The organism is Peptacetobacter hiranonis (genome assembly GCF_008151785.1).
GTDB classification, from domain to species: Bacteria; Bacillota; Clostridia; order Peptostreptococcales; family Peptostreptococcaceae; genus Peptacetobacter; species Peptacetobacter hiranonis.
The window spans coordinates 1,897,294-1,920,162 of sequence record NZ_CP036523.1 but is presented as its reverse complement, the minus strand read 5'-3'; the positions used below and the strand labels follow the sequence as shown (position 1 = coordinate 1,920,162).

General features: G+C 28.8%; 21 protein-coding genes and 1 pseudogene. 20 read left to right on the top strand and 2 right to left on the bottom strand.

Features of this window, described 5'->3' with window-relative positions; all coding sequences use genetic code 11:
• Nucleotides 1-29: 29 nt before the first annotated feature.
• From recO to KGNDJEFE_RS08980, 9 genes and pseudogenes are all read left to right on the top strand, one after another.
• Nucleotides 30-791 (top strand): DNA repair protein RecO, encoded by a 762-nt coding sequence (gene recO, locus KGNDJEFE_RS09020; RefSeq protein WP_244949425.1) that lies wholly within the window; start codon nt 30-32, stop codon nt 789-791.
• 15 nt (nt 792-806) lie between these two features.
• Complete coding sequence (locus tag KGNDJEFE_RS09015; protein ID WP_006440924.1) at nt 807-1,433, top strand: DUF4342 domain-containing protein; 627 nt, start codon at nt 807-809, stop codon at nt 1,431-1,433.
• Nucleotides 1,434-1,572: 139 nt separating this feature from the next.
• On the top strand, nt 1,573-2,454 hold the full coding sequence (gene glyQ, locus KGNDJEFE_RS09010; protein WP_006440925.1) for a glycine--tRNA ligase subunit alpha: 882 nt from the start codon (nt 1,573-1,575) through the stop codon (nt 2,452-2,454).
• Complete coding sequence (gene glyS, locus KGNDJEFE_RS09005) at nt 2,454-4,523, top strand: glycine--tRNA ligase subunit beta (RefSeq protein WP_006440926.1); 2,070 nt, start codon at nt 2,454-2,456, stop codon at nt 4,521-4,523. Before glyQ ends, glyS begins: the two co-directional genes overlap by 1 nt.
• A 456-nt stretch (nt 4,524-4,979) precedes the next feature.
• Nucleotides 4,980-6,026: an IS1595 family transposase gene (locus KGNDJEFE_RS09000; protein ID WP_148881839.1), complete on the top strand. Its 1,047-nt coding sequence runs from the start codon at nt 4,980-4,982 to the stop codon at nt 6,024-6,026.
• A gap of 430 nt (nt 6,027-6,456) precedes the next feature.
• Nucleotides 6,457-7,329, top strand: a complete 873-nt coding sequence (locus tag KGNDJEFE_RS08995) for a methyltransferase domain-containing protein (protein ID WP_006439032.1) — start codon at nt 6,457-6,459, stop codon at nt 7,327-7,329.
• 166 nt (nt 7,330-7,495) lie between these two features.
• Entirely contained in the window at nt 7,496-7,786 is a 291-nt protein-coding gene (locus tag KGNDJEFE_RS08990; protein WP_244949423.1) for an HflX-like GTP-binding protein, read from the top strand.
• A pseudogene (locus tag KGNDJEFE_RS08985) lies at nt 7,783-8,115 on the top strand (rRNA adenine N-6-methyltransferase family protein); the annotation flags it as partial. The gene KGNDJEFE_RS08990 and the pseudogene KGNDJEFE_RS08985, both read left to right, overlap by 4 nt.
• Nucleotides 8,116-8,194: 79 nt before the next feature.
• Nucleotides 8,195-9,517 (top strand): IS3 family transposase, encoded by a 1,323-nt coding sequence (locus KGNDJEFE_RS08980; RefSeq protein ID WP_148881763.1) that lies wholly within the window; start codon nt 8,195-8,197, stop codon nt 9,515-9,517.
• 205 nt (nt 9,518-9,722) lie between these two features.
• Here the strand turns inward: KGNDJEFE_RS08980 and KGNDJEFE_RS08975 are convergent, their stop codons facing one another.
• Entirely contained in the window at nt 9,723-9,908 is a 186-nt protein-coding gene (locus KGNDJEFE_RS08975; protein ID WP_006439034.1) for a hypothetical protein, read from the bottom strand.
• Between the two features lie 141 nt (nt 9,909-10,049).
• Between KGNDJEFE_RS08975 and KGNDJEFE_RS08970 the strand changes: the two genes are divergently transcribed.
• The 9 genes from KGNDJEFE_RS08970 to KGNDJEFE_RS08930 all read left to right on the top strand — a co-directional run bounded on the left by KGNDJEFE_RS08970 (nt 10,050) and on the right by KGNDJEFE_RS08930 (nt 17,251).
• Nucleotides 10,050-10,913, top strand: coding sequence for an ATP-grasp domain-containing protein (locus KGNDJEFE_RS08970; RefSeq protein WP_006439035.1), 864 nt, complete (start codon nt 10,050-10,052; stop codon nt 10,911-10,913).
• Nucleotides 10,914-10,928: 15 nt separating this feature from the next.
• Nucleotides 10,929-11,489: a helix-turn-helix domain-containing protein gene (locus KGNDJEFE_RS08965; protein WP_006439036.1), complete on the top strand. Its 561-nt coding sequence runs from the start codon at nt 10,929-10,931 to the stop codon at nt 11,487-11,489.
• Between the two features lie 152 nt (nt 11,490-11,641).
• Nucleotides 11,642-12,286, top strand: a complete 645-nt coding sequence (locus KGNDJEFE_RS08960; RefSeq protein ID WP_040410192.1) for a vWA domain-containing protein — start codon at nt 11,642-11,644, stop codon at nt 12,284-12,286.
• A gap of 208 nt (nt 12,287-12,494) precedes the next feature.
• Nucleotides 12,495-13,478, top strand: a complete 984-nt coding sequence (locus tag KGNDJEFE_RS08955) for a diaminopimelate dehydrogenase (protein ID WP_040410193.1) — start codon at nt 12,495-12,497, stop codon at nt 13,476-13,478.
• A 194-nt stretch (nt 13,479-13,672) separates the two neighbouring features.
• Nucleotides 13,673-14,221: an RNA polymerase sigma factor gene (locus KGNDJEFE_RS08950; RefSeq protein WP_040410194.1), complete on the top strand. Its 549-nt coding sequence runs from the start codon at nt 13,673-13,675 to the stop codon at nt 14,219-14,221.
• Nucleotides 14,214-14,777, top strand: coding sequence for a zf-HC2 domain-containing protein (locus KGNDJEFE_RS08945; protein WP_006439040.1), 564 nt, complete (start codon nt 14,214-14,216; stop codon nt 14,775-14,777). Before KGNDJEFE_RS08950 ends, KGNDJEFE_RS08945 begins: the two co-directional genes overlap by 8 nt.
• A 6-nt stretch (nt 14,778-14,783) precedes the next feature.
• Nucleotides 14,784-15,641: a YfjL-like protein gene (locus KGNDJEFE_RS08940; RefSeq protein WP_050754628.1), complete on the top strand. Its 858-nt coding sequence runs from the start codon at nt 14,784-14,786 to the stop codon at nt 15,639-15,641.
• A 110-nt stretch (nt 15,642-15,751) separates the two neighbouring features.
• Nucleotides 15,752-16,228, top strand: a complete 477-nt coding sequence (locus KGNDJEFE_RS08935) for an HD domain-containing protein (protein WP_148881837.1) — start codon at nt 15,752-15,754, stop codon at nt 16,226-16,228.
• Between the two features lie 228 nt (nt 16,229-16,456).
• Complete coding sequence (locus tag KGNDJEFE_RS08930; protein WP_006439043.1) at nt 16,457-17,251, top strand: PIG-L family deacetylase; 795 nt, start codon at nt 16,457-16,459, stop codon at nt 17,249-17,251.
• A 48-nt stretch (nt 17,252-17,299) separates the two neighbouring features.
• Here KGNDJEFE_RS08930 and KGNDJEFE_RS08925 read toward each other — a convergent pair whose 3' ends face one another.
• On the bottom strand, nt 17,300-19,552 hold the full coding sequence (locus KGNDJEFE_RS08925; protein WP_006439044.1) for a type IA DNA topoisomerase: 2,253 nt from the start codon (nt 19,550-19,552) through the stop codon (nt 17,300-17,302).
• Nucleotides 19,553-19,676: 124 nt separating this feature from the next.
• Here KGNDJEFE_RS08925 and dut point away from each other — a divergent pair, with 124 nt between their 5' ends.
• Both dut and ygjK read left to right on the top strand, forming a co-directional pair.
• Complete coding sequence (gene dut, locus KGNDJEFE_RS08920) at nt 19,677-20,111, top strand: dUTP diphosphatase (protein ID WP_006439045.1); 435 nt, start codon at nt 19,677-19,679, stop codon at nt 20,109-20,111.
• A 305-nt stretch (nt 20,112-20,416) separates the two neighbouring features.
• A complete protein-coding gene (ygjK, locus tag KGNDJEFE_RS08915) occupies nt 20,417-22,840 on the top strand; it encodes an alpha-glucosidase (RefSeq protein ID WP_006439046.1) in 2,424 nt (807 codons plus the stop codon).
• The last annotated feature ends 29 nt before the right edge of the window (nt 22,841-22,869 follow it).

Below are 22,869 nucleotides of genomic sequence, written 5' to 3'. Positions count from 1 at the left end.
GTATAGTATAATTAATATAATAAAAAGGATTGATAAATTTGGTTATATTCAACACACAGGGGATAGTTCTTAGAACATCTAGATACTCTGAAAACGATGTGATACTTACTATTTTTACTAGAAATTTAGGAAAAGTATCAGCAATAGCCAAAGGTGCAAAGAGAAACAAATCAGCACTACTTCCTTCAGCACAGCTTTTTGCATATAGTAATTTCACTTTAAAAAAGCAGAGGGGAATGTATAGAGTATCTCAAAGTGAGATAATTAAAAGTTTCTATGATATATCTTATGATATAGATGCATTTTCATATGCGTCATATATATCTAGATTAGTAGAAAACTCTCTTCTTGAAAATCAAACAAATCGGAAATTATTTAATTTAATAGTTAAAACAATGTATCTTTTATCTCAAAAGGATGTAGATAAAGAGTTTATAACAGCAGCTTTTGAATTAAAGTTTTCTGATTGTATGGGATTTAGACCTATTACTGATAGATGCTCTGTTTGTGGAGATGAGTCAGATCAAAGGGCTATCTTCAATATAGAAGAAGGTGGAATGCTTTGTAAAAAATGTGCAGAAAATTTCTCGGGAAACATAAGACTTGATGCAACAACGAGAAAGCTTATGAATTATATACTGTCAAATGAAATTGAAACTGTCAGCAGAGCAAAGGTAAACAAAGTGCTGACAAAGGAGCTTTCAAAATTAATGAAACAGTACTTAACAGCATATGTAAGTAATTTGAATATGAAATCACTAAACATCTTAGATGATTTACATAAGTTTTAAAAAGGAGCTGATATTATGAGCAGTATAACAATTGAAATGGTGGATAAAGTAATGGAAAGAGTGCCATCAGCTAGTTACAAAGAAGTAAAAGAGGCACTAGTTCATTCTGATGGAGATATTCTAGAAGCTATAATCTACCTTGAAGAAAATTCAGGAGCAATAAAAGCAAAGAAAAAAGTAGAAGACTTCTTTGAAAAAAGCAAAGAAGATGCTGAGGAAGTTAGAAAAAATACAGAAGAAAAAATTGGCAAAGATGTAGAAGAGCTTAAAGCTCAGTTAAAAGAATTATTTGCTAAAAGTAATAGAGTAAGAGTAGTCGTTGAAAAAGAAGGCAAAATAATAATGAACATTCCATTTACAGTTGGTGTATTAGGAATAGCTATGATGCCTCTTCTTACAATTCTTGGGCTATCAGCTGCTGTATTATCTAAATATAGAATAAAAATACAGAATGAAGCTGATGGAGAAACTGTTGATTTAGGAGAACTTAACGAAGAAAAAGCTACAGTATTAAAAGATATGTTTATTAATACAGCTAAAGACTTAAAAGAAACAGTTGTAAAGAAAAAAGAAGAAAAAGACGATAAAGATATAACAGATGATTTAATAAATGAATGTGAAAAAGACGAAAATGCTGAATAGCAGATTAAAAGTATCAAATTTATATTGATAAAGTTTATTTAATATCTATTACAAAGTAATTGGTATTTAAAACATAAAAGTATTGCAAAGTAGCCTTTCGTGTAACGCGGAAGGCTATATATATTTAGGAGGGATTTTTATGAATTTTCAGGAGATGATTCTTGCTTTACAGAGATATTGGTCTAAGCAGGGATGTATCATTACACAGCCTTATGATGTTGAAAAAGGTGCAGGAACAATGAATCCAAATACTTTCTTAAGATCACTTGGTCCAGAACCATGGAAAGTATGTTATGTTGAACCATCAAGAAGACCAGCAGATGGTAGATACGGAGAAAACCCAAACAGATTATATCAGCATCATCAGTTCCAGGTTATATTAAAACCATCACCAGATGATATACAGGATTTATACTTAGACAGTTTAAAAGAAATAGGTATAAACCCATTAGAACACGATATAAGATTCGTTGAAGATAACTGGGAAGGAGCTACTGTAGGTGCTTGGGGGCTAGGCTGGGAAGTTTGGCTTGATGGAATGGAAATCACTCAGTTTACATATTTCCAGCAGGTAGGAAATCAGGAATGTGAATTAGAAACAGGAGAGATAACTTACGGTCTTGAAAGAATAGCTATGTATATACAGGACGTAGATAGTGTATATGACTTAAAATGGAATAATGAGTTAACTTACGGTGATGTATTCCAGAAACAGGAATATGAAAACTCTGTTTACTCATTTGATGAATGTAATGCAGAATTATTATTCCACTTATTCGACGAATATGAAAAAGAAGCATTAAAATTAATGGATAAAGGCCTTGTTATACCTTCTTATGATTACGTATTAAAATGTTCTCATACTTTCAATACTCTTGATGCAAGAGGAGCAATTGGGGTAAGCCAGAGAGCAGCATTTATAGGTAGAGTAAGAAATATGGCAAAAGTAGTAGCCGAAACATATATAAAACAGAGAGAAGAAATGGGATTCCCTCTATTAAAAAAGGATGGTGACAAATAATGAATAACTACCTTTTATTTGAAGTAGGCGTTGAAGAAATGCCATCAAGATTCGTTGCAAGTACTTTAAAACAGATAAAAGAAAGTACTGAAAAAATGCTTAACGAAAAAAGAGTTAAATTTGAAAATATAGAAACTTTTGCAACTCCAAGAAGATTAACATTTATTATAAATGGATTAGCTGAAAGACAGGAAGATTTAGAAGAAGAAGTAAAAGGACCTTCTAAAAAAATATCATTAGATGCTGATGGAAACTTTACTAAACCAGCACAGGGATTTATGAGAAGTAAAGGATTAAATCCAGAAGACATATATTTTAAAGAAGTAGGAAAAGATGAATATCTATTTGCTACAATAAGAGAAAATGGTGCTGAAACAGCAGAAGTATTAAAAGAAATACTTCCACTAGCTGTAAAATCAGTTGTATTCCCTAAAGCAATGCACTGGGCAGGAAAAGATATAAGATTTGTTAGACCTATAAGATGGTTAGTAGCTCTTCTTAATGATGAAGTACTTCCAGTTGACCTTGAAGGTATAATAGCTTCTAATGTGACTAAAGGACATAGATTCCTAGGAGCTAAAGAAATAGTTGTAAACTCAGTAGAAGACTACAAAGCTAAATTAAGAGAAAACTATGTAATACTTGATCAGGCAGAAAGAAAAGCTATGATAGTTGAACAGGCTAACAAAGTAGCTGAATCTTTAGGTGGTAAAGTAATAATGGATCCAGACCTACTAGATGAAGTAACTTGTATAGTTGAATACCCAACTGCATTCTACGGAGAATTCGATAAAGAATATTTAAAACTTCCTAAGAGAGTTGTAATAACTCCAATGCAGGATCATCAGAGATATTTCCCAGTAGAAGATGCTGATGGAAATCTTCTTCCAAACTTTATAGCTGTTAGAAATGGTGACAGCTTCGGTATAGAAAATGTAAAAGCTGGTAATGAAAAAGTTCTTGAAGCTAGACTAGCAGATGCATTATTCTTCTATAGAGAAGATACTAAGAAAAACTTAGAATCTTATAAAGAAAGATTAAAAACTGTTGTATTCCAGGAAAAACTAGGAACAATATACGATAAATCAGAAAGAATAACAAAACTTTCAGCTGTAATAGCAGATTCTTTAGGTTGTGCAGATAAAAAAGCTGATATAGTAAGAGCTGCTGAACTTTGTAAAGCAGACCTTGTTACAAATATGGTATTCGAATTTGATGAACTTCAGGGATACATGGGTATGGAATACTCTAAACTTGAAGGAGAAAATCCAGCAGTATCACAGGCTATATATGAACACTATATGCCAGTATCAGCTGGTGCAGAAGTTCCAGCTTCATTAGAAGGTTCAGTAGTGTCTATAGCAGATAAATTAGACTCAATAGCTGGTTTCTTTGCAATAGGTATACAGCCAACAGGATCTCAGGACCCATTTGCTCTAAGAAGACAGGCTCTAGGTATATTAAATATACTAATGGAAAACAAAATAACTATAGATATAAAAGAAATATCTGAAGCTGCATTAGATAACTACACAGAATTAGAATTCAACAAAGAAGAAGTAGTTGGTCAGATGTTAGACTTCTGCTCAGAAAGAATTAAAAACTTATTCAAAGATATGGGAATAAGATATGATGTTGTTGAAGCAATATTAAATGCAGATATAAATGATATAGCAGATATGCATCATAGAGCATTAGAACTTAACGAATGGATAAATAAAGATGAATTAGTTGAAATGCTTACTGCATTTAACAGAGTTTCTACTTTAGCTGAAAAAGCAGAAGGTGTAAACGTTGATGAAGCTTTACTAGTTGAAGCTCCAGAAAAAGAATTATACGAATCATTCAAATCAGTTAAAGAAGAAGTTAAAGGACATCTTGCTAATAAAGATTACGGAAAAGCACTTGATTCATTTGCTACATTAAAACCAGCAGTTGATAACATGTTTGACAATGTAATGGTAATGGATAAAGATGACAATGTTAGAAATAACAGATTAAATATGTTAAAGAACATATCAGATACAATGTTAACTATATGTGACCTTAACAAAATAGAATACAAATAAATGAAAATAATAAGTTTTAAAGAAGCGCTTACTTTTAATAGAGTTAATTACTATTAGAAGCTAAGAGCTTCTTTTTTTGTGTAAAAAATACATAAAAATATAAATTTAAAAATTAATGTAGTAAAAAGATAAAAGTTTATTAACAAAAGAAAAATACTGAAATATTTATTAATGTTTTAAAATTTAAATATTTTAGTTTCTAAAATATAGAAAAATAAAATGTTGAAAAAGCATGTATAGAAAAAAACTATATACACATAGAAAAACTTTTAAACTAAATAAATCTATAATATAATAACAAAGTATTGATAAAAGCTATTTATTAAACAAATAATAATATTTAGTTTTATTAATAGGCTATGTTAGACAATTGTGTGATTAATTATACAGAAAATAGGTTATAATATAGGTATCAACTATACTTCGCCATATTATATAGAAAGGATTACTTATATTATGAAAAAAGCAGATATAAAAGCCATAGTTAAAAATTTGAATAAAGATGAACTTAGAGACTTAATTTCAGTAGCACAAGGAGTTTTAAGTGCTTTATTTAGTTCTGATGAAATAGAGGATAATATTAAGGAAAGTAGATTTTCTAAGGGATACGAATGTCCTAAATGTCAATGTAAGGATGTTAATAAAAATGGTAAGACTAGAGGTAGACAAAGATATATTTGTAAAAGGTGTCGTTGTACTTTTGATGAGTTTACTATGTCTCCTTTCTCTAGTACTAACTTAGGATTAGATAAATGGCTTAAATACTGTGAATTAATGATATTAGGACTTTCTATAAGACAATGTGCAACTGAAATTGGAGTTGGAGTTAAAACATCTTTTTATATGAGACATAGGATTTTAGATGTTATTAATCTATCATTAAAAAATGATATGGTTGAAGGTATTGTAGAAGTAGACGAAGTTTTTATTCGTGAATCATATAAAGGTAATCATTCAAAAAGTACTACTTTTAAGATGCCTAGAGAACCTAGAAAAAGAGGTAAGGGAAAAAAGGATAAGAAAAAAAGAGGTATTTCTAACGACCAAATTTGCATTGAAACTGGTGTTGACCGTAAAGGAAATATAGTAATGGGAGCGGTTTGTAATGGTAGAATTACAACTAATGATATTATTAGATTTTTTGATGGAAAAATAGGAGAAGATGTTACTTTCGTAGTCGATAGCCACAAATCTTATTTAAGTATAAATAAAGACCTAAATGTTGAATTAAAACGAGTTCCTAGAGGCAAATCTATGATAGATAGTGTTTATCACTTACAACATGTAAATTCTCTTCATAGTGGATTTAAGAGATGGTTAATGCACTCTAATGGAGTCTCTACTAAATACATTTCGAATTACTTGGCTTGGTTTAAATTCTTGCAATTAAGCAAGAAGAATAAAAAGAGCGATAGAATTAAGGATATGTTAGTTAATGTAGCAACTAAAGAAACTTGCATAACTATAAATACTATTAGAAATAGATATATTGAATTAGCTTAAAGCTAAGAAATTATTGACAGAACTGTGTATTGATTGAAATATTATTTAACAAGTTATATAATGTAGTTCGCAATTGTTATATATTGTGAACTTCGATATACTTTACAGTGAATATTATTTATGTTACTATTAAATTTAATAAAACAAGAAAGGAGTTAGATTTATGATAAATTTATATAGAATGATTAATAAATTAAAAATAATAGATACAACTCCTAAATATAATATTATATAACTATATTTAAGATATATCCACTGGTATACTAAAGTGGATTTTTTATTAACTAAAATAAGGAGGTAGCTATAATGCTTGCATATATCAGATTAAGAGGATAGCGCACGAGTTGTGGCTATCGTTAAACAAATTTAATAAAATGTAATAACTTCGTGCTATTTTATATGAATAATAGAAATAGGAAGGTTATGAACAATGAGAAAATTAAAAAAGATTGAAGTTTTAAGAGAATTACTTAATGAAAATATATCAATACTTAGATGTCCAGTGTGTAAAAAATCTATAAAATATATAAAAGAAAGTAGTGTATTATGTGAAAATAACCATTGCTTTAATATATCTAAAAAAGGATATGTTAATTTAGTAAAGAATAATGCGAAGACAATATATGATAAAAAATTATTTGAATCTAGAAGTAAAATATATGAATATGGTATATATGACGAGCTTTCTAAAGAGATAATAGATATAGTGGATAAATATACGTCAAAAAAGAATGTTAATTTTGTACTAGATGTTGGTTGCGGAGAAGGATATTATTTAAATCAACTATATTCAGATGAAAAAATAAATAGTAGGTGTAAATTGTTTGGAATAGATATATCAAGAGAAGGAATTTCACTTGCTACAAGATACGAAAATAGCATACTATGGAGTGTATCAGACTTATCAAATCTACCATTTAAAAATGATAAATTAGATATAATAATAGATATACTTTCACCATCGAATTATAGTGAATTTACTAGAGTTTTAAACAAAGGTGGAGTTGTAATAAAAGTAATTCCAGATGAACACTATTTAAAAGAGATAAGGTCTGAAATAAAAGGTAAAATAAAAAAAGATACTTATTCTAATAAAAATGTTATAAATTCATTTAAAGATAACTTGGAAATCATCTATGATAAAAGAATCACTTATAAAACAAATATATATAATTTAGAAGATTTTATAAAAATGACACCATTAACATCTGGTTTGAGCAAAGAACAAATAAATGAATTAAATAAATGTGATATAGAAAAAATAACGGTTGATTTAAAAATTATAGTCGGCAAAGTAAAGTAGATAAAGGTTAGGAGGTAATAAGATGAATATACGTGGATGTATACATTCAATAAGATTAAGAGGGTAAGTCACGGATTGTGGCTATTATCTTAATATAATTAAAAGTCATAATCCCGTGATATTTAAATATTAAAGTTTAAATATAAAATTATAGGAGATTATGAAAATGAGAAAAAGAGTAATAATTGTAGGAATTAATATAAATAACAAAAATAATTTTGAGGAATCTATAATAGAACTTAAGAATTTATGTATAGCCTGTGATATGGAAGTAGTTGGAAAAGTGGAGCAAAATTTAAAGAAGATAAATCCAACATTCTATATGGGTAGTGGTAAAATTGAAGAATTACAAGATTTAATCGAAAAAACGAACGCTGAAATAATAGTATTTAATAACGAACTATCTGCATCACAGATAAAAAATATTGAAGAAGAAGTAAAAGGAGATTATGAATGAAAGCTAAAAGTAATAATTATAGAGGAAAAGTTGATATTAGTGTATCGCAAAATTTTATTACTAGTAAAAATACTATATATAAATTAATAAAAAAAACAAATATATCCAAAAATGATTTTGTTATTGAAATTGGACCAGGAAAAGGTCATATAACAGAAGCTTTATGTGAAAAAAGTTATTGGGTTACAGCTATAGAACTAGATAGAAGTTTATATGGAAATTTAATAAATAAATTTAAAAGTAAAAATAATGTTACTCTTATTAATAAAGATTTTTTAAATTGGAAATTACCTAAAAAAAGAGAATATAAGGTATTTAAAATGGAACCTATAGAATGGACACTTGTAAAAAGGTGTTTCATCTATAGGTTCTTTTTTTGTATAATTTTAATATAGAGGTGAGTAATTTATGAGTAAAAAACAATTTAGTAAAGAAGAAACATTAGAGCTATCAAAAAATCCATTTGTAAAGAATGTAAGCTGTAAATCAATAACATATACAAATGAATTTAAAATACATTTCATAACAGAATACAATAAGGGAAAAAATCCAACACAGATATTTAAAGAAGCAGGTTTTGACACTAACATCATAGGTGCAAAACGTATTAAATGCGCTAGCGAGCGATGGAGAAAGTCATATAAAGAAAATGGTATTTTGGGACTAGATGATTCTAGAGTTAATAATTCTGGAAGACCAAGAAAAAGAAAATTAACAGATAAAGAGATAATAGATAAGAAGGATGCTGAAATAGCATATCTTAAAGCAGAGCTAGAACTAGTAAAAAAGCTAGACTTCGAAGAAAGGCAGGTGATGAATAATAAGCTACCTTCGGTGAAAATATTCAAATTAATTAATGATGTAATAAATAAATATTGTTTAAAAAAAATGATAAAACATCTATGTATTGTTGCAGGAGTATCTAGATCTGGATTTTATAACTATTTAAAAAACAAGAATGTAATAAGCAAACAAGAAGAAAAGGATTTAGAAGCAAAAGAAATAATTCTTAAAGCATATAAGTTCAGAGGATACAAAAAAGGTTCTCGTTCAATAAAAATGATTTTAAAAAGTAAATTTAATATAATATTTAACAGAAAAAAAATTCAAAGAATAATGAAAAAATATGGAATTAAATGTCCTATTCGCGAGTCAAATCCAGCTAAACGTATGGGAAAAGCAAGAAAAGAACATCACACAGTTCCTAATAAATTGAATAGAGAATTTAAACAAGGTATACCAGGAAAAGTACTTTTAACTGATATTACGTATATGCCGTACGGCAATGGGAAAACAGCATATTTATCAACTGTAAAAGATTCTTCTACGAATGAAATTTTATCGTATCATTTATCGAAGAATTTAAAAATGGATATTGTTATTTCAACTATTAACAATCTCATGTTATCAAATTCAGACAAATTACATAAAGATGCATTTATTCATTCTGATCAAGGAGTTCATTATACAAGTACTATTTTTCAGAACTTGTTAAAAAAATATAATTTAGGTCAATCTATGTCTAGAAAAGGTAATTGTTGGGACAATGCTCCGCAGGAGTCATTCTTTGGTCATATGAAAGATGAAATAGATTATAAAAGTTGCAATACATTTGAAGAGTTAAAAAGTTTAATAGATGATTATATGGATTATTATAATAATGATCGTTGTCAGTGGAATTTAAAACAGCTGACTCCTATTCAATATAGAAGTCAGCTGCTTGCTGCTTAAGACTTTTTTATATATGTCCTTGACATAGGGACCATTTTAATTGCTTAGTAGCCTTTTTTAATGTTATTAGCCTAGGCTAATAACTATTTTTTTATTTAGTATTAAATTTATTAGTGAAGAGTTTAATAATTGTTTAGATGATTATATTAAAAATAAAAAATGCTACCATGTTTTAGATGATAGCATTTTAAATATTTGTTTAGTTTTAGTCGTCAAAGTAATCGAAGTTGTCGTCTTCATCTTCAAAGTAATCTTCATCGTCGTTGAATTCGTCATAGTACTCGTCGTCAAATTCTTCATCATCAAATTCTTCTTCATCATCTTTTATTCTGTTCCAAGTTAGTAGTATTGGACTATATATTTTTTGTGGAGATATTCTTTTGTTTAGCATAGTATATCCCTCCTTAATTCTTTTAATAAGAATTTCTATATTTTTATCAAAAATCCTCTTTTATAATAAAAATTTTGATTATTTTTATTATTAGATATAAAATATAATTGTAGACGATTTATTTAGATTGAAGGTGATTATATGCAAAAATTTAAATTTCTATTCTGTAATAATGCTTTTGAAAATAATGAAGCAGATCCGGTTTATGATGATGAATATAGAGTAAGTAAGGAAAAAGGATTTGAAACGTCACTGTTTAGTTACGAGGATTTAGAGTTTGGTAAATTACGTTTATTTAATGGAAATATAGAAGGAAGTACGATTTATAGAGGGTGGATGATGAAGCCTGATATGTATCAAAAGTTTTATGAAAAGCTTAAAAATAAAGGGATAGAATTAATTAATACTCCTAATGAATATAATAAGTACCATTTATTACCAGATTGGTATAAAGATTTTGAAGATTGCACAGCGAAATCAGCATGGACAGAAGATTTTTCTGAAGAATCTTTGAAAGAATTATTGAGTAAGTTTGAGGGAGCTGTTATAGTAAAAGATTATGTAAAGAGTAGAAAACACGAATGGTATGAAGCTTGTTTTATAGAAGATGTAAAAGATACAGAGAATGCATTAAAAGTTATAAAGAATTTTATAGAAAGACAAGATGATTTATTAACTGGAGGAATTGTTCTTAGAGAATTTATTGATTTAAAATCTATTGGTAAACATAAAGAAAGTGGTATGCCTATCTCTGATGAGTATAGAGTATTTGTATTAGATAATGAACCATTGATAATTGACTCATATTGGCATCATTCTGAAGGAGGACTTTCAGATAATGAAATAAAATGGGTCAAAGAAATTTGTAAAAGAATTGATAGTAGATTTGTTACTATAGATTTAGCTAGAAAATCAAATGATGAACTTGTAGTTATGGAACTTGGAGATGGGCAGGTATCAGGACTTCAAGATATACCAGAAGAAGAATTTTATGGATGTTTTTAAAAAGGAGAAAAATTTATGAACAGTAAAATAAATAAGAAGCTCTTTTGTGAAATAGAAAAATATATAAAAGATAGATATATAGGTGAATATCTATTTTCTGATAGTGAGATTATTATATGTAATTTAAATTCAGAGGATAAATGTTTGCAAATTGATGATGATTCAGAAATTTGTGAGATGCAAGATTTCCTAAAGAGTAGAAGAAAAATATCTGAGTATGATTTGGAGCAACAGTTAGAGAAATCTTTTTCGGAGGAGCTTCTTTCTATTATAGAAAAAAGAAATCTTAAGACATCAGATGTTTATAGAAAGGCTAATATAGATAGAAAACATTTTTCAAAGATAAAGAATAATCCAGATTATAGGCCTAGCAAAATAACTGCAATTGCATTTGCATTAGCTTTTGAATTAGATTTGGATGAAACAGATGATTTTATTGGTAAGGCTGGATATAAGTTAACACATAGTAGTAGATTTGATATTATAATTGAATATTGTATAGAAAATAAAATATATGATGTATTAGAAGTAAATGATATTTTATATGATTTTGGAGAAAATTTAATAGGATGTTAGATTAAAAAATAGATTATTAGATTTATTGAATATCTTGTTAGATTTATAATATATAGGTCGATTTTTAATTGTCACCTACCATGCGACCATTTGTATTTTGAAATATTCTATACTGTGAATATAGATAAAAAATATAAATGGGAGATGGTAGTATGAAAAATTTGACTGAACTAGTATTTATAATTGATAAATCAGGATCTATGAGTGGATTAGAAGGTGATACAATAGATGGATTTAATTCACTTATAAAGAAACAGAAAAAAGAAGAAGGAGATGCTCTTGTATCTGTTGTATTTTTTAATGATAATCAAGATGTGGTTTTGGATAGAGTTGATATAAAGGAAGTTAAAGAACTTACAGAGGATGATTATGTTTGTATGAGTTGTACAGCACTTTTGGACGCTGTTGGAGATTCTATAAAACATATAAGAAATATTCACAAATATGCAAGAAAAGAAGATATTCCTGAAAAAACTGTTTTCGTTATTATGACAGATGGACTTGAAAATGCCAGTGAAAAATACAGATATCATGATGTTAAAAGATTAATTGAAAGAGCTAAAGAAGAAAATAATTGGGAGTTTCTTTTCTTAGGTGCGAATATAGATGCAATAGGTGAGGCTAAAAATCTTGGAATTGAAGAAGATTATGCAGTTGAGTTTTGTTGTGACGAAAAAGGAATAGAATTAAATTATGAAGCAGTTTCTGATGCTGTTAAAATGATGAGATGCTGCGATGAAAAATTAAGTGGTGATTGGAAAAGAAATATTGAAAAAGATTTAAAAGATAGAAAATAAATAATTATAGAATATAAAGACAACTAGTTAAAAATATTAGTTGTCTTTTTGTATGTTTGAAAGAAGAAGTTGAAGGGTATTAAATATTTGCGAAAAAATTGAAAAATTTGCTCATAATAGTTTCAAAATTTTTAAAAAAATATATATACAAATAAAAAGAATTAGTGATATTATTATACTATATTTATAAACAATGGAGGTTTTGACGATGATAAGAGTTGGAATAGTTGGCTATGGAAACCTTGGAAAAGGTGTAGAATCAGCCGTAAGTAAAACAAAAGATATGGAAATAGTAGGGATATTCTCAAGAAGAGATCCTAGCAGCATACATCCACATGATGCAAATATTCCTGTATATAAAATGGAAGATGCAGCAAATATGAAAGATGATATAGATGTTATGGTATTATGTGGAGGAAGTGCAAAAGATTTACCAGAACAGACTAAAGAATTTGCTAAATACTTCAATGTAGTTGATAGTTTTGATACACATGCAAGAATACCAGAACATTTTGCAGCAGTTGATGCAGAATGTAAAGAGTCAAATAAAATAGCAGTGATATCTACTGGATGGGATCCAGGTATGTTCTCACTAAATCGTGTTTACGCTAGTGCAATATTACCAGAAGGGGAAGCATATACATTCTGGGGAAAAGGTGTTAGCCAGGGACACAGTGATGCAGTAAGACGTGTTGAAGGTATAAAAGATGCTAGACAGTACACAATACCTGTACCAGAAGCATTAGATGCAGTTAGAAGTGGAGCCAATCCAACACTAACTACTCGTCAGAAACATACAAGAGAAGTATTTGCTGTAGCAGAAGAAGGTGCAGATTTAGATAGAATTAGAGAAGAAATAGTTACAATGCCTAACTACTTCGATGAATATGATACAACAGTACATTTCATAGATGAAGAAACACTTCAGAGAGAACATGGTGGAATACCTCATGGTGGATTTGTAATATACAGTGGTACAACTGGATGGGAAAATGAAAATAAACATGTTATAGAATACAGCTTACAGCTTGATTCTAACCCAGAATTCACTTCAAGTGTGTTAGTTGCTTATGCTAGAGCAGCATACCGTATGAATCAGGAAGGTATGAAGGGATGCAAAACTCCATTTGATGTAGCTCCAAGTTATTTACATCCATTATCAAATGAAGAATTAAGAGCAAAAATGTTATAATGTTATAATTAAGTAATTTATAGTGTGTAGTTAGTTTATAGCTACACACTTTTTTTTATGAAAAAAATAGAAAATATAATTTTACTAACTTTATTAACATTGTGCTAATATTAAATAAAAAACAAAAAAATTTCTAAAATCTTGTAACAAAAACCACTTACAAAACGACTAATCTAATGAAAGGAGGAATCCCGATGAAAGAGCTTATCCAAGAACTATTCAATCAATACTACAAAGATATCTACAAATACATATACAGCCTTTGTCGAGATACTTCCGTTTCAGAAGAAATAACATCAGAAGTATTCGTTGAAGTGGTAAAATCAATAGCGACATTTAGAGGAGAGTCGGATATAAAAACATGGTTATTCTCCATAGCAAGACATAAATGGTATACATACTTAAGAAAAAAATCAACTCAAATAAAAGCAGAGAGTTTACATGATTTATATGATTATAATATTTTAGAGATTAATAAAAATATAGTAGAAAATAAAAATAACTCATTAGGAAATATAAATGAAGAAATTTTTTACAAAGAATTAAAACAAGCTATATCAGAAATACTTAAATCAGAATCAGAACTTAGCAGAAAAATATTCAATATGAGAATAGATGGATATTCATACGTTGAAATTGCAGCAATATGCAATATTTCTGAAAGTTCAGCTAGAGTAGTATTCTTTAGAACTAAAAACAAACTAAAGAAAATATTAGAGAAGGAGGGATTTAAAAATGACTAAAATTACTTGTGATATTTGTATGGACTTAATGCCACTTGTTCGGGATGGTGTAGCAAGTGAGGATAGTGAAAATGCTGTCATGAAGCATATTTCAGAGTGTGAAAGTTGTAAAAAAATATATGATGAAATGTATACAAATAACAAAAATATAACAGAAGATAATAAGAATTCTCAAATAATAAACCCTCAATCAATAAACATAGATAAAGCAGCTAAAAAGGTTGAAAAGAAAATAAATAAATATTTGGGTATGATAATTATATTTGGTATTTTCTTTGGTCTTAGTTTGACAGCTAGTGAAGAAATGTTTCTAAATTCGTTTATTATGCCTATAATAGGAGCTTTTGGATATTATTTATTCCATTGGAAAGCTGCATATACAGTGCCTTGTATCATTGTAATAAGCAATTTTATAATCAATGGAATAGGATTTTTTAGGGGAGTAGAGCATCTAGATATAGCATCAATGGTTATGTGGGGAGCTATATACTCTTTGTTTGCAATTATTGGAACTATAATTGCAGGACTACTACATTTTGGATTGAGAAAGGAGTAGGTGAATATGACTAAAAAATTTTGGAAAAGATTGGCTGTTATTGTCGCAATAGCTATGATTATAGGACTTGTTGGATTTGCAAATGCATTTATGGGAAATCCAGTTTCAAAGATGCTTGCTCAAAATACTGCAGAAGAAATATTAAAAACAAAGTACAAAAACAAGGATTATCAGATAAATGACGTTGTTTATAGTTTTAAAGATGGATATTATCATGCTAGAATAAGCTCACCAAGTAGCATAGATAGTAAATTTAACTTGAGTATTAATATGTTTGGAAAACTAGAATACGATAATTATGCTAGTATAACTGATGGATACAATACTGCGGATAGGTTAAACAATGAATATAGAAAATTAACTGATCCTATTTTAGAAAAGATAATGCTTAAATATAAAGGAGATATATACTATGGAGCACTAGAAATACGTACAAAAAATAGCATAGATTATGAAAGTGAAGATGATGATATACCAGAGTATGCTATGGTGCAAGAGAGTTTAGAGGTAGATAAGCTTTATGATATTAGAAAATTAGGGAGGTCAGTAGGGCATATAATTATTTATGTTGAAACTGACGATATTAGTCCTAAAAATGCAGCAAATATTTTAAAGTATGTTAGAGAAGAATTTGATGAGGCAGGTGCTCCTTTTAGAGCTATAGATTTGACTTTAAGACATAGTAAAACAGAAACAGGCAGTGTGCCTAAGGGTGAATTAAATATAATAAACTTTAATTACGATGATATTTATAAAGATGATTTAGTTGAAAAAGTTAAAAAAGCAGATAAAGAAGCTAAAGAGTATTATGCAAAATTAGATAAAGAAAAGCTAGAACAAGAAAAAGAAGTAGATGAAAAATAATTAGAAAATATTTCAAAATAAGTTTACAATAATTAATTATTTTTTATAAAAACTTTAGAACTAATTAAGGAAAAAATGTTAATATAAGTATGAACAAAGGGGGCATGCTTATGAAAAAAATAAACGACATGATACAAATATTAGAAGAAAAAGGTAGATTTAAAGAAACTAAAAATTTCATTCAGCATGGAGATGTTTCTGTATATGAGCATAGTATATTAGTTGCTAAAAAGAGTTTAGAACTTGCTGAAAAATTTAATATATATGTAGACGAAGAAGCACTTATCAGAGGTGCGTTGCTTCACGATTATTTTTTATATGATTGGCATGAAAAGGATGATAGTCACAAGTGGCATGGATTTTTCCATCCAATGAAATCTTTAAAAAATGCTATGAGAGATTTTGATATTTCAGAAATAGAAGAAGATATAATTAAGAAGCATATGTTTCCACTAACTCCAGTTCCTCCAAAAACAAAAGAAGCTTGGCTAGTTTGTATGGCAGATAAAATTTGTGCTATGAAAGAAACTGTAGAGCCAAGATACAAAAAAGTTTGGAATAAGGTGAAGAGAATAGCTATATCTTAAAGAAAATTAGTTTTAAAAAATACAAAATTGTTATATTTTAATATAATAATTCATATAAAATTTAAATAATAATACAAAATTGATTTAATTTATTAAAAAATCACCTCAAACTATGACAAATTATAACAAGATTAGCCATATCCTAGCATTAAATAATGAAGTATGTTAATATATGCAAAATCAAAGTAATAACTTGTTTACAAAATAAAGAATACTAGAGGTGATAATATGAAAAATAAAAAAATAAAAATAATTATTAGTATGCTTTCAATTTTGTTTTTAGGAATAGCGAATACGGCTTTAGGTGCTCAAGATAATATAATTGATAAACTATCAAACAAAAGCTTTAAACAACACGTTGTATTTTATCCACAACATCAAGATGATGAAATTTTATGGGGAGTTAGTGCAATTACAAAGGCAATAGAAGAGCGTGGAGCTGACAATGTATATGTTGTACTAGTTTCAGATGGTTCAGGTGTAAATGTTTTTACAAGAAATCCTAGATTTAAAGGACTTTCTAGAAAAGAAAAAGAAACACTTAGAAATAATGAATTTAAAGCAGCTTTATTTGAACTTGGAGTTAAAGAAAAGAATATAATAATACTTGCAGATGATGATAATAAATCTGGAACTCATTATGAACTTATGGAAAAGACTATGCTGAAATTTGAAAATGAACTTGGAAGTGTTACACATGTGGCACATCATTATAAATACGATGACCATATAATGCACAGAAAAAATGGAGAAGTTTTGAAAAGACTTAGCGATGAGCACAAAATAAAGGATGCTAGATATTTTATGAAACCAAAATACATAAAATATATACCAGAAGACAAAAGAGAATACTATAAATCAGAAACTGAAGCTGAAAGAGATAGAGCTAAAAAAGCTATGGATCAGTACAAGGTTATAGATGAAAATAGAGGGAAATTGGGAATAGGATATACATCTGCCCATTCGTACTTCGATCATTTATATAAAGATCCCGACTATACATCAGTATTAAGTATTTACTAAATAAAAGGCGATTGAAAGATTTCAATCGCCTTTGGTTTGTTATTATAATTATATTCTTTCTATTATCCAACCATAAGCTCCATTGGCTGGATTTTTTTGATATTTAACTATAGCATCAAATTTATTTCCGTTTGCATCGGTAAATGATCTTACTTTAGCTTCACCTTTTTTTAGCAATGATTTTACCATAGTTTTATTAGGTTTCTTTTTAAACTTTTTAAAACATTGATCCTCATTCCAGATTCCATATCTACACTCTTTGTAGTTTTCACAGAAGAACCCTTTTTCGTATTCATATACATCAGAACCACATACTGGACATTTTCCCAAACTCTGCTTTTCACTAGAATTTTTTGAAGTGGATTTATTGTCAACTGATTTTGTTGAGCTAGAATCGGATTTTTTAGCGTTTGTAGCTTTAGCAGAGGATTTACCTTTTTCTTCCATAGCTTTTAAAGAAGATTCTTTTACATATTTTTTATACTTAGTGCTGTAGACATAGTGCTCTGGATTTATATTTTTCTTTGAGTCCATTTTCATAGTATTAACACTTCTAACTACGAAAGAGCAGATATTGTTAAGGTATTCTTTTCTAGTAAATTGCCCTTTCTGAATATCGCTAAGGCTCTTTTCTAGTTTACCAGTAAAGTCAACGTCGAGAAGCTCTTTTACAGGGAAAATTTCAACGAGATTTATACCTAGCTCTGTTATATAATAGGATTTTCCTTTCTTTTTAACATAGCCAACATCTTTTATCTTTTTAAGAACATCAGCTCTAGTAGCTGAAGTTCCTATTGAATATCCAGAAAGTACAGTTGTATCATCATCAGATACGTTTTTACCACAGTTTTTCATAGCTTTTAGAAGTGTATCTTCTGTATATGATTTTGGTGGTGTAGTCTGTTTTTCAACTGGTGCAGCACCTAGTACATCGACTTCTTCACCTTTTTCGACGAATGGGAGAAGTTCGTTTTTATCCTGCTTATTGTAGACTTCAAGATATCCTTTAGATTTTAGTACTTTTCCTTTTGTTTGGAATATTTTTCCGTCGACATCTGTTTTTATATCAGTGTTTTCAAATTCTGCAGGAGGCATGAAGTTTGCGACAAATCTATCTCTAATTGCGTTGTAGACTATCATCTCGTCTTCATTAAGTCCTGTTGGTATTATATAGGTAGGCATTATGGCACTGTGGCTGTCTACCTTTGAAGAGTCGAAAACTCTCTTAGTCTTAGTAAATTTGATTTTATCTTTATAAGGAAGATTTTCTTTTATCTTATTTAAAGTCTGTTCTGCTTTAGAAGCTAAACTTTCTTCTAAATAGATAGAGTCTGTTCTAGGATATGTGATAAATCCCCCTTTTCCTTTCCCTTCATAAAGAGACTGACATACACTAAGGACTTTATCAGATGTAAATCGAGCATATTTAGAAGTTATGTACCCCTGTAAAGATGTAAGAGAGAATAGCTTTGGAGCGTATTCTTTGGTATTTGTAACCTTTTTATCTTTTATGGTACCTTTATCTGAATTTATTTCAGATACTATTTTTTTACATTCTTCTAAATCGTCTATTCTACTTTCTTTTCCTTTATATATATACTTACCTTTGTAAGTTCCGTTTTTAGCTTTGAAATTTCCTTCTATTTCGTAATATGTTTTAGGAACGAAATTTTTAATTTCCATATCTCTATCGTATATTAATTTAACTGTAGGTAGGATAACTCTACCAATATTTAGCATTTTTCCGTTTCCGTATTTTAAAGTAGCAACTGATGTAAAGTTTATCCCAATTAGCCAGTCAGTTATAAGCCTTGTATATCCAGCAGCTTGTAAATTTAACATTTCATTGTTTTCTTTTAAATTATTCATTCCTCTAGTAATATCTTCTGGAGTCCATTCGTTTACAAGTATTCTTTTTATTGGTATTTTTGGTTTTATAAGGAAGAAAATTAAAAATGCGATAAGTTCCCCCTCTCTATCGTTATCGGTTGCATTTATTATATATTCGATATCATCTCTTTTTAGAAGAGATTTTATTACATTAAATTGATCTCTTTTACTTTTATCTACTTTAAACTTAAATTTATCTGGCGGAATGAAAGGGAAATTTTCCATTTTCCAAGAGCCAGAGTATTTTTCTTTGTCGTAGTCTTTAACATCATAAAGGGAAACTAAATGCCCAACAGCGTATGTAACTATATATCCATTTCCCTCAAAATAGCCTTGATTTCTTGTCTTAGCACCTAAGAAAGAGGCTATAGTTTTTGCTACTGACGGCTTTTCTGCCAGTATTAATTTCATCTGCTCGCCACCTTTTTGATTTATTTTAAAAATTTGTATATATCTCTATATTTTAATTATGTACCAAATTATACCTATTTAGTATATAATAAATGTAGAAAATATTCAATAATGGAGGGAACACATGTTTGAACTTAAAATAAAAAAATTAAATGAAGATGCGATAATACCAAAATTTGCACACAAAGGTGATGCTGGAATGGATCTTTATTCTGTTTCAGAAGTTGAAATACCAGCAGGGGAAACTAGATTAATAAAGACAGGTATTGCAATACAGCTTCCTAATATGACAGAAGCTCAGGTTAGACCAAGAAGTGGACTAGCTTTAAAACATTCTATAACAGTATTAAACACTCCTGGAACAATAGATGAAGGATACAGAGGAGAAATAGGTGTAATACTTATAAACCATGGAAAAGAAACTTTTGTTGTAGAAAAACATATGAAAATTGCTCAGATGGTTGTAAAGCCAATATATGAGGTGAATGTAATGGAAGTAGAAGAATTAACTGATTCAGAAAGAGGAGAAGGTGGATTCGGATCTACAGGAACAAAATAAGTATAATAGTATTATCATTAGTTAATGAATAGCTCATATATTTATTCCAAAAAATAAATTTTCTTTAAAATGTTTAATTTTATAAAAGAATAATTTTTTTATGATATAAGCTATTAAAAAGAAAAAGTTGACAGTAAAGGTTTAAAATGATACAATTTTTATTGTAATAAAAAATTATATTTGACTAATATGTAGGTATTGACTATTATTGTTAATACCTTTTTTTGGTGAAAAAGCATGCGTTCACCTCTATTTTTTAGCAGATATATTTATTATTATTTTATATAAGGAGAAAATTGTTAAAAATGAAAAAAAGAGGGATGATTAAAAAAGGCCTAATTTTAGGTCTAATTGTTATATTAGGTTTGGTTATAATAATTGCAAAATCAGCTGATAAAAAAGAAACTGTTGCAAAAGCTGATAAAGCAAAATCACTTACTGATTTTAGTAATGTTTTAGATGTAACAGCTAATCCAAAAGAAAAACTTTATGGTACATATGATACAAATGAGTATAATAACTTTTCAGATATGGGAGCTTGGCATGGATATTATTTACATCAAAAATCAGCAACAAATTTATATGGAGGATTTGCTGGACCAGTAATTATTGCTGAGGAATATCCAGTTAATTTATCTGATTCAATTAATAAAATCAATCTAGAAAAAGCAACATCAAAGGGAACTTATGAAAAAATTGATCTGACTAAAGCGACTACGAGTGAAGTATATTATCCAGGTCGTCTTGAACAGACTTATGATTTAGATGAATTAACATTAAAATTAAAATTAATTTTTGGTACTAATCGTAGTGCTTTAATTGAAACAAAAATAATAAATAAAACTAATGAAGATTTAACATTAAAACTATCTTGGGATGGACACTTATTTACTTGGTATACAAGTGAAGAAAATAAAATGGGAACTACATTAAGTGGAAATGAAGATGGAGTAAAAGTTAACTTCAATGAAAATAGAGCTATTTGGGATTATATGACAACAGCTGAAAATTCATTTGATATTGTACTAAGTGAAGATGATATTAAAACAACAGTTACTGATGATAAGTTGTCATATGTAATCGAGAAAGAAGAACCAGTAACTATTGGTGCTAATAGCGAATATAATACTTATCAGACACAGAGCTTTACTTTTACAAATGAAGAAAAAACTTCAGAAAAAGCTAAAGTAGATGATTTATTAAAAAATCCTGAGAAATATTTTGAAGAAAATAATTCTCGTTGGCAAGAATATGTAAATACTATTTTTGAAAATGATACAAATATCGATGTTAAATATCAAAATGCTGCAGTAAAATCAATTGAAACTTTGATGACTAACTGGCGTTCTGCTGCAGGAGCAATCAAACATGATGGAGTTATACCATCAATGTCATATAAATCATTCATTGGTATGTGGGCATGGGATTCTTGGAAACAGGTAGCAGCTACAACATATTTTAATGAAGAATTAGCTAAGGACAATGTTCGTGCATTATTTGATTATCAAATTAAGAGTGATGATTCAGTTCGTCCACAAGATGCAGGAGCTATAATCGACTGTATTTTCTATAATCAAAATGAAGACCGTGGTGGTGATGGTGGTAACTGGAATGAACGAAATTCTAAACCTGCATTAGCGGCATGGGCAGTTAATAGTGTATATCGTAGAACTGGTGATAAAGAGTTCTTAAAAGAAATGTATCCAAAATTAGTAGCTTACCATAATTGGTGGTATACAAATCGTGATATTGATAAAAATGGTATTGCTGAATATGGTGGAATGGTACATGAAACATGTTACGATTGGCGTAATTATGACTATAAAGTAGGTCAGAATGTTGAAGGTTTTGGTACAGTTAACGAAGACGGATTTATCTTGGATGATAATGGTGAACGTATTGTATGTCCAGAAGCAGGAATAGAAGCAGCTGCTTGGGAAAGTGGTATGGATAATGCAACACGTTTTGACCGTGAAGGAAGTGGACCAGATGATAAAGGTATTGAAATTTATACAGTAAGAAATGATAAACATGATCCAGTCGGATATGTTATCAACCAAGAATCAGTAGATTTAAATGCTTATCTATATGCTGAAAAAGGATTCTTAAAATCAATGGCAGAAGAATTAGGATATCAAGATGATGTAGAAAAATACACAAAAGAAGCAGAAAAACTTCAAAAATACATTAATGAAAAAATGTATGATGAAGAAACTGGATTCTATTATGATGTTCAGACAAATGAAGATGGTTCAGAAAAGAAATTATTAGTAAATAGAGGTAAAGGAACAGAAGGTTGGATTCCATTATGGGCTAAAGCTGCAACTAAAGATAGAGCTGCTAAAGTAGTGGAAAATATGACAGATTCTAATAAATTTAATACATTAGTACCTTTCCCAACAGCTTCAAAAGATAATGCTAAATATGCACCAGAAAAATATTGGCGTGGACCAGTATGGTTAGATCAAGCTTTATATGCAGTAGAAGCTTTACAGAACTATGGATATGATGATGAAGCAAAAGATGCAACAATTAAATTATTTGATAATACCAAAGGTTTATTAGAAAGTGGACCAATTCATGAGAATTATAACCCTGAAACTGGAGAAGGTCTACATACTAAGAACTTCAGTTGGAGTGCATCTGCTTTCTATATGTTATATCAGAATACATTAACTTCTAATAATACAACATCACAAACTGGATTTGATATACCAGAAGTTAAATAAGTGTAAAATTATTCTATATAAGTATAGTA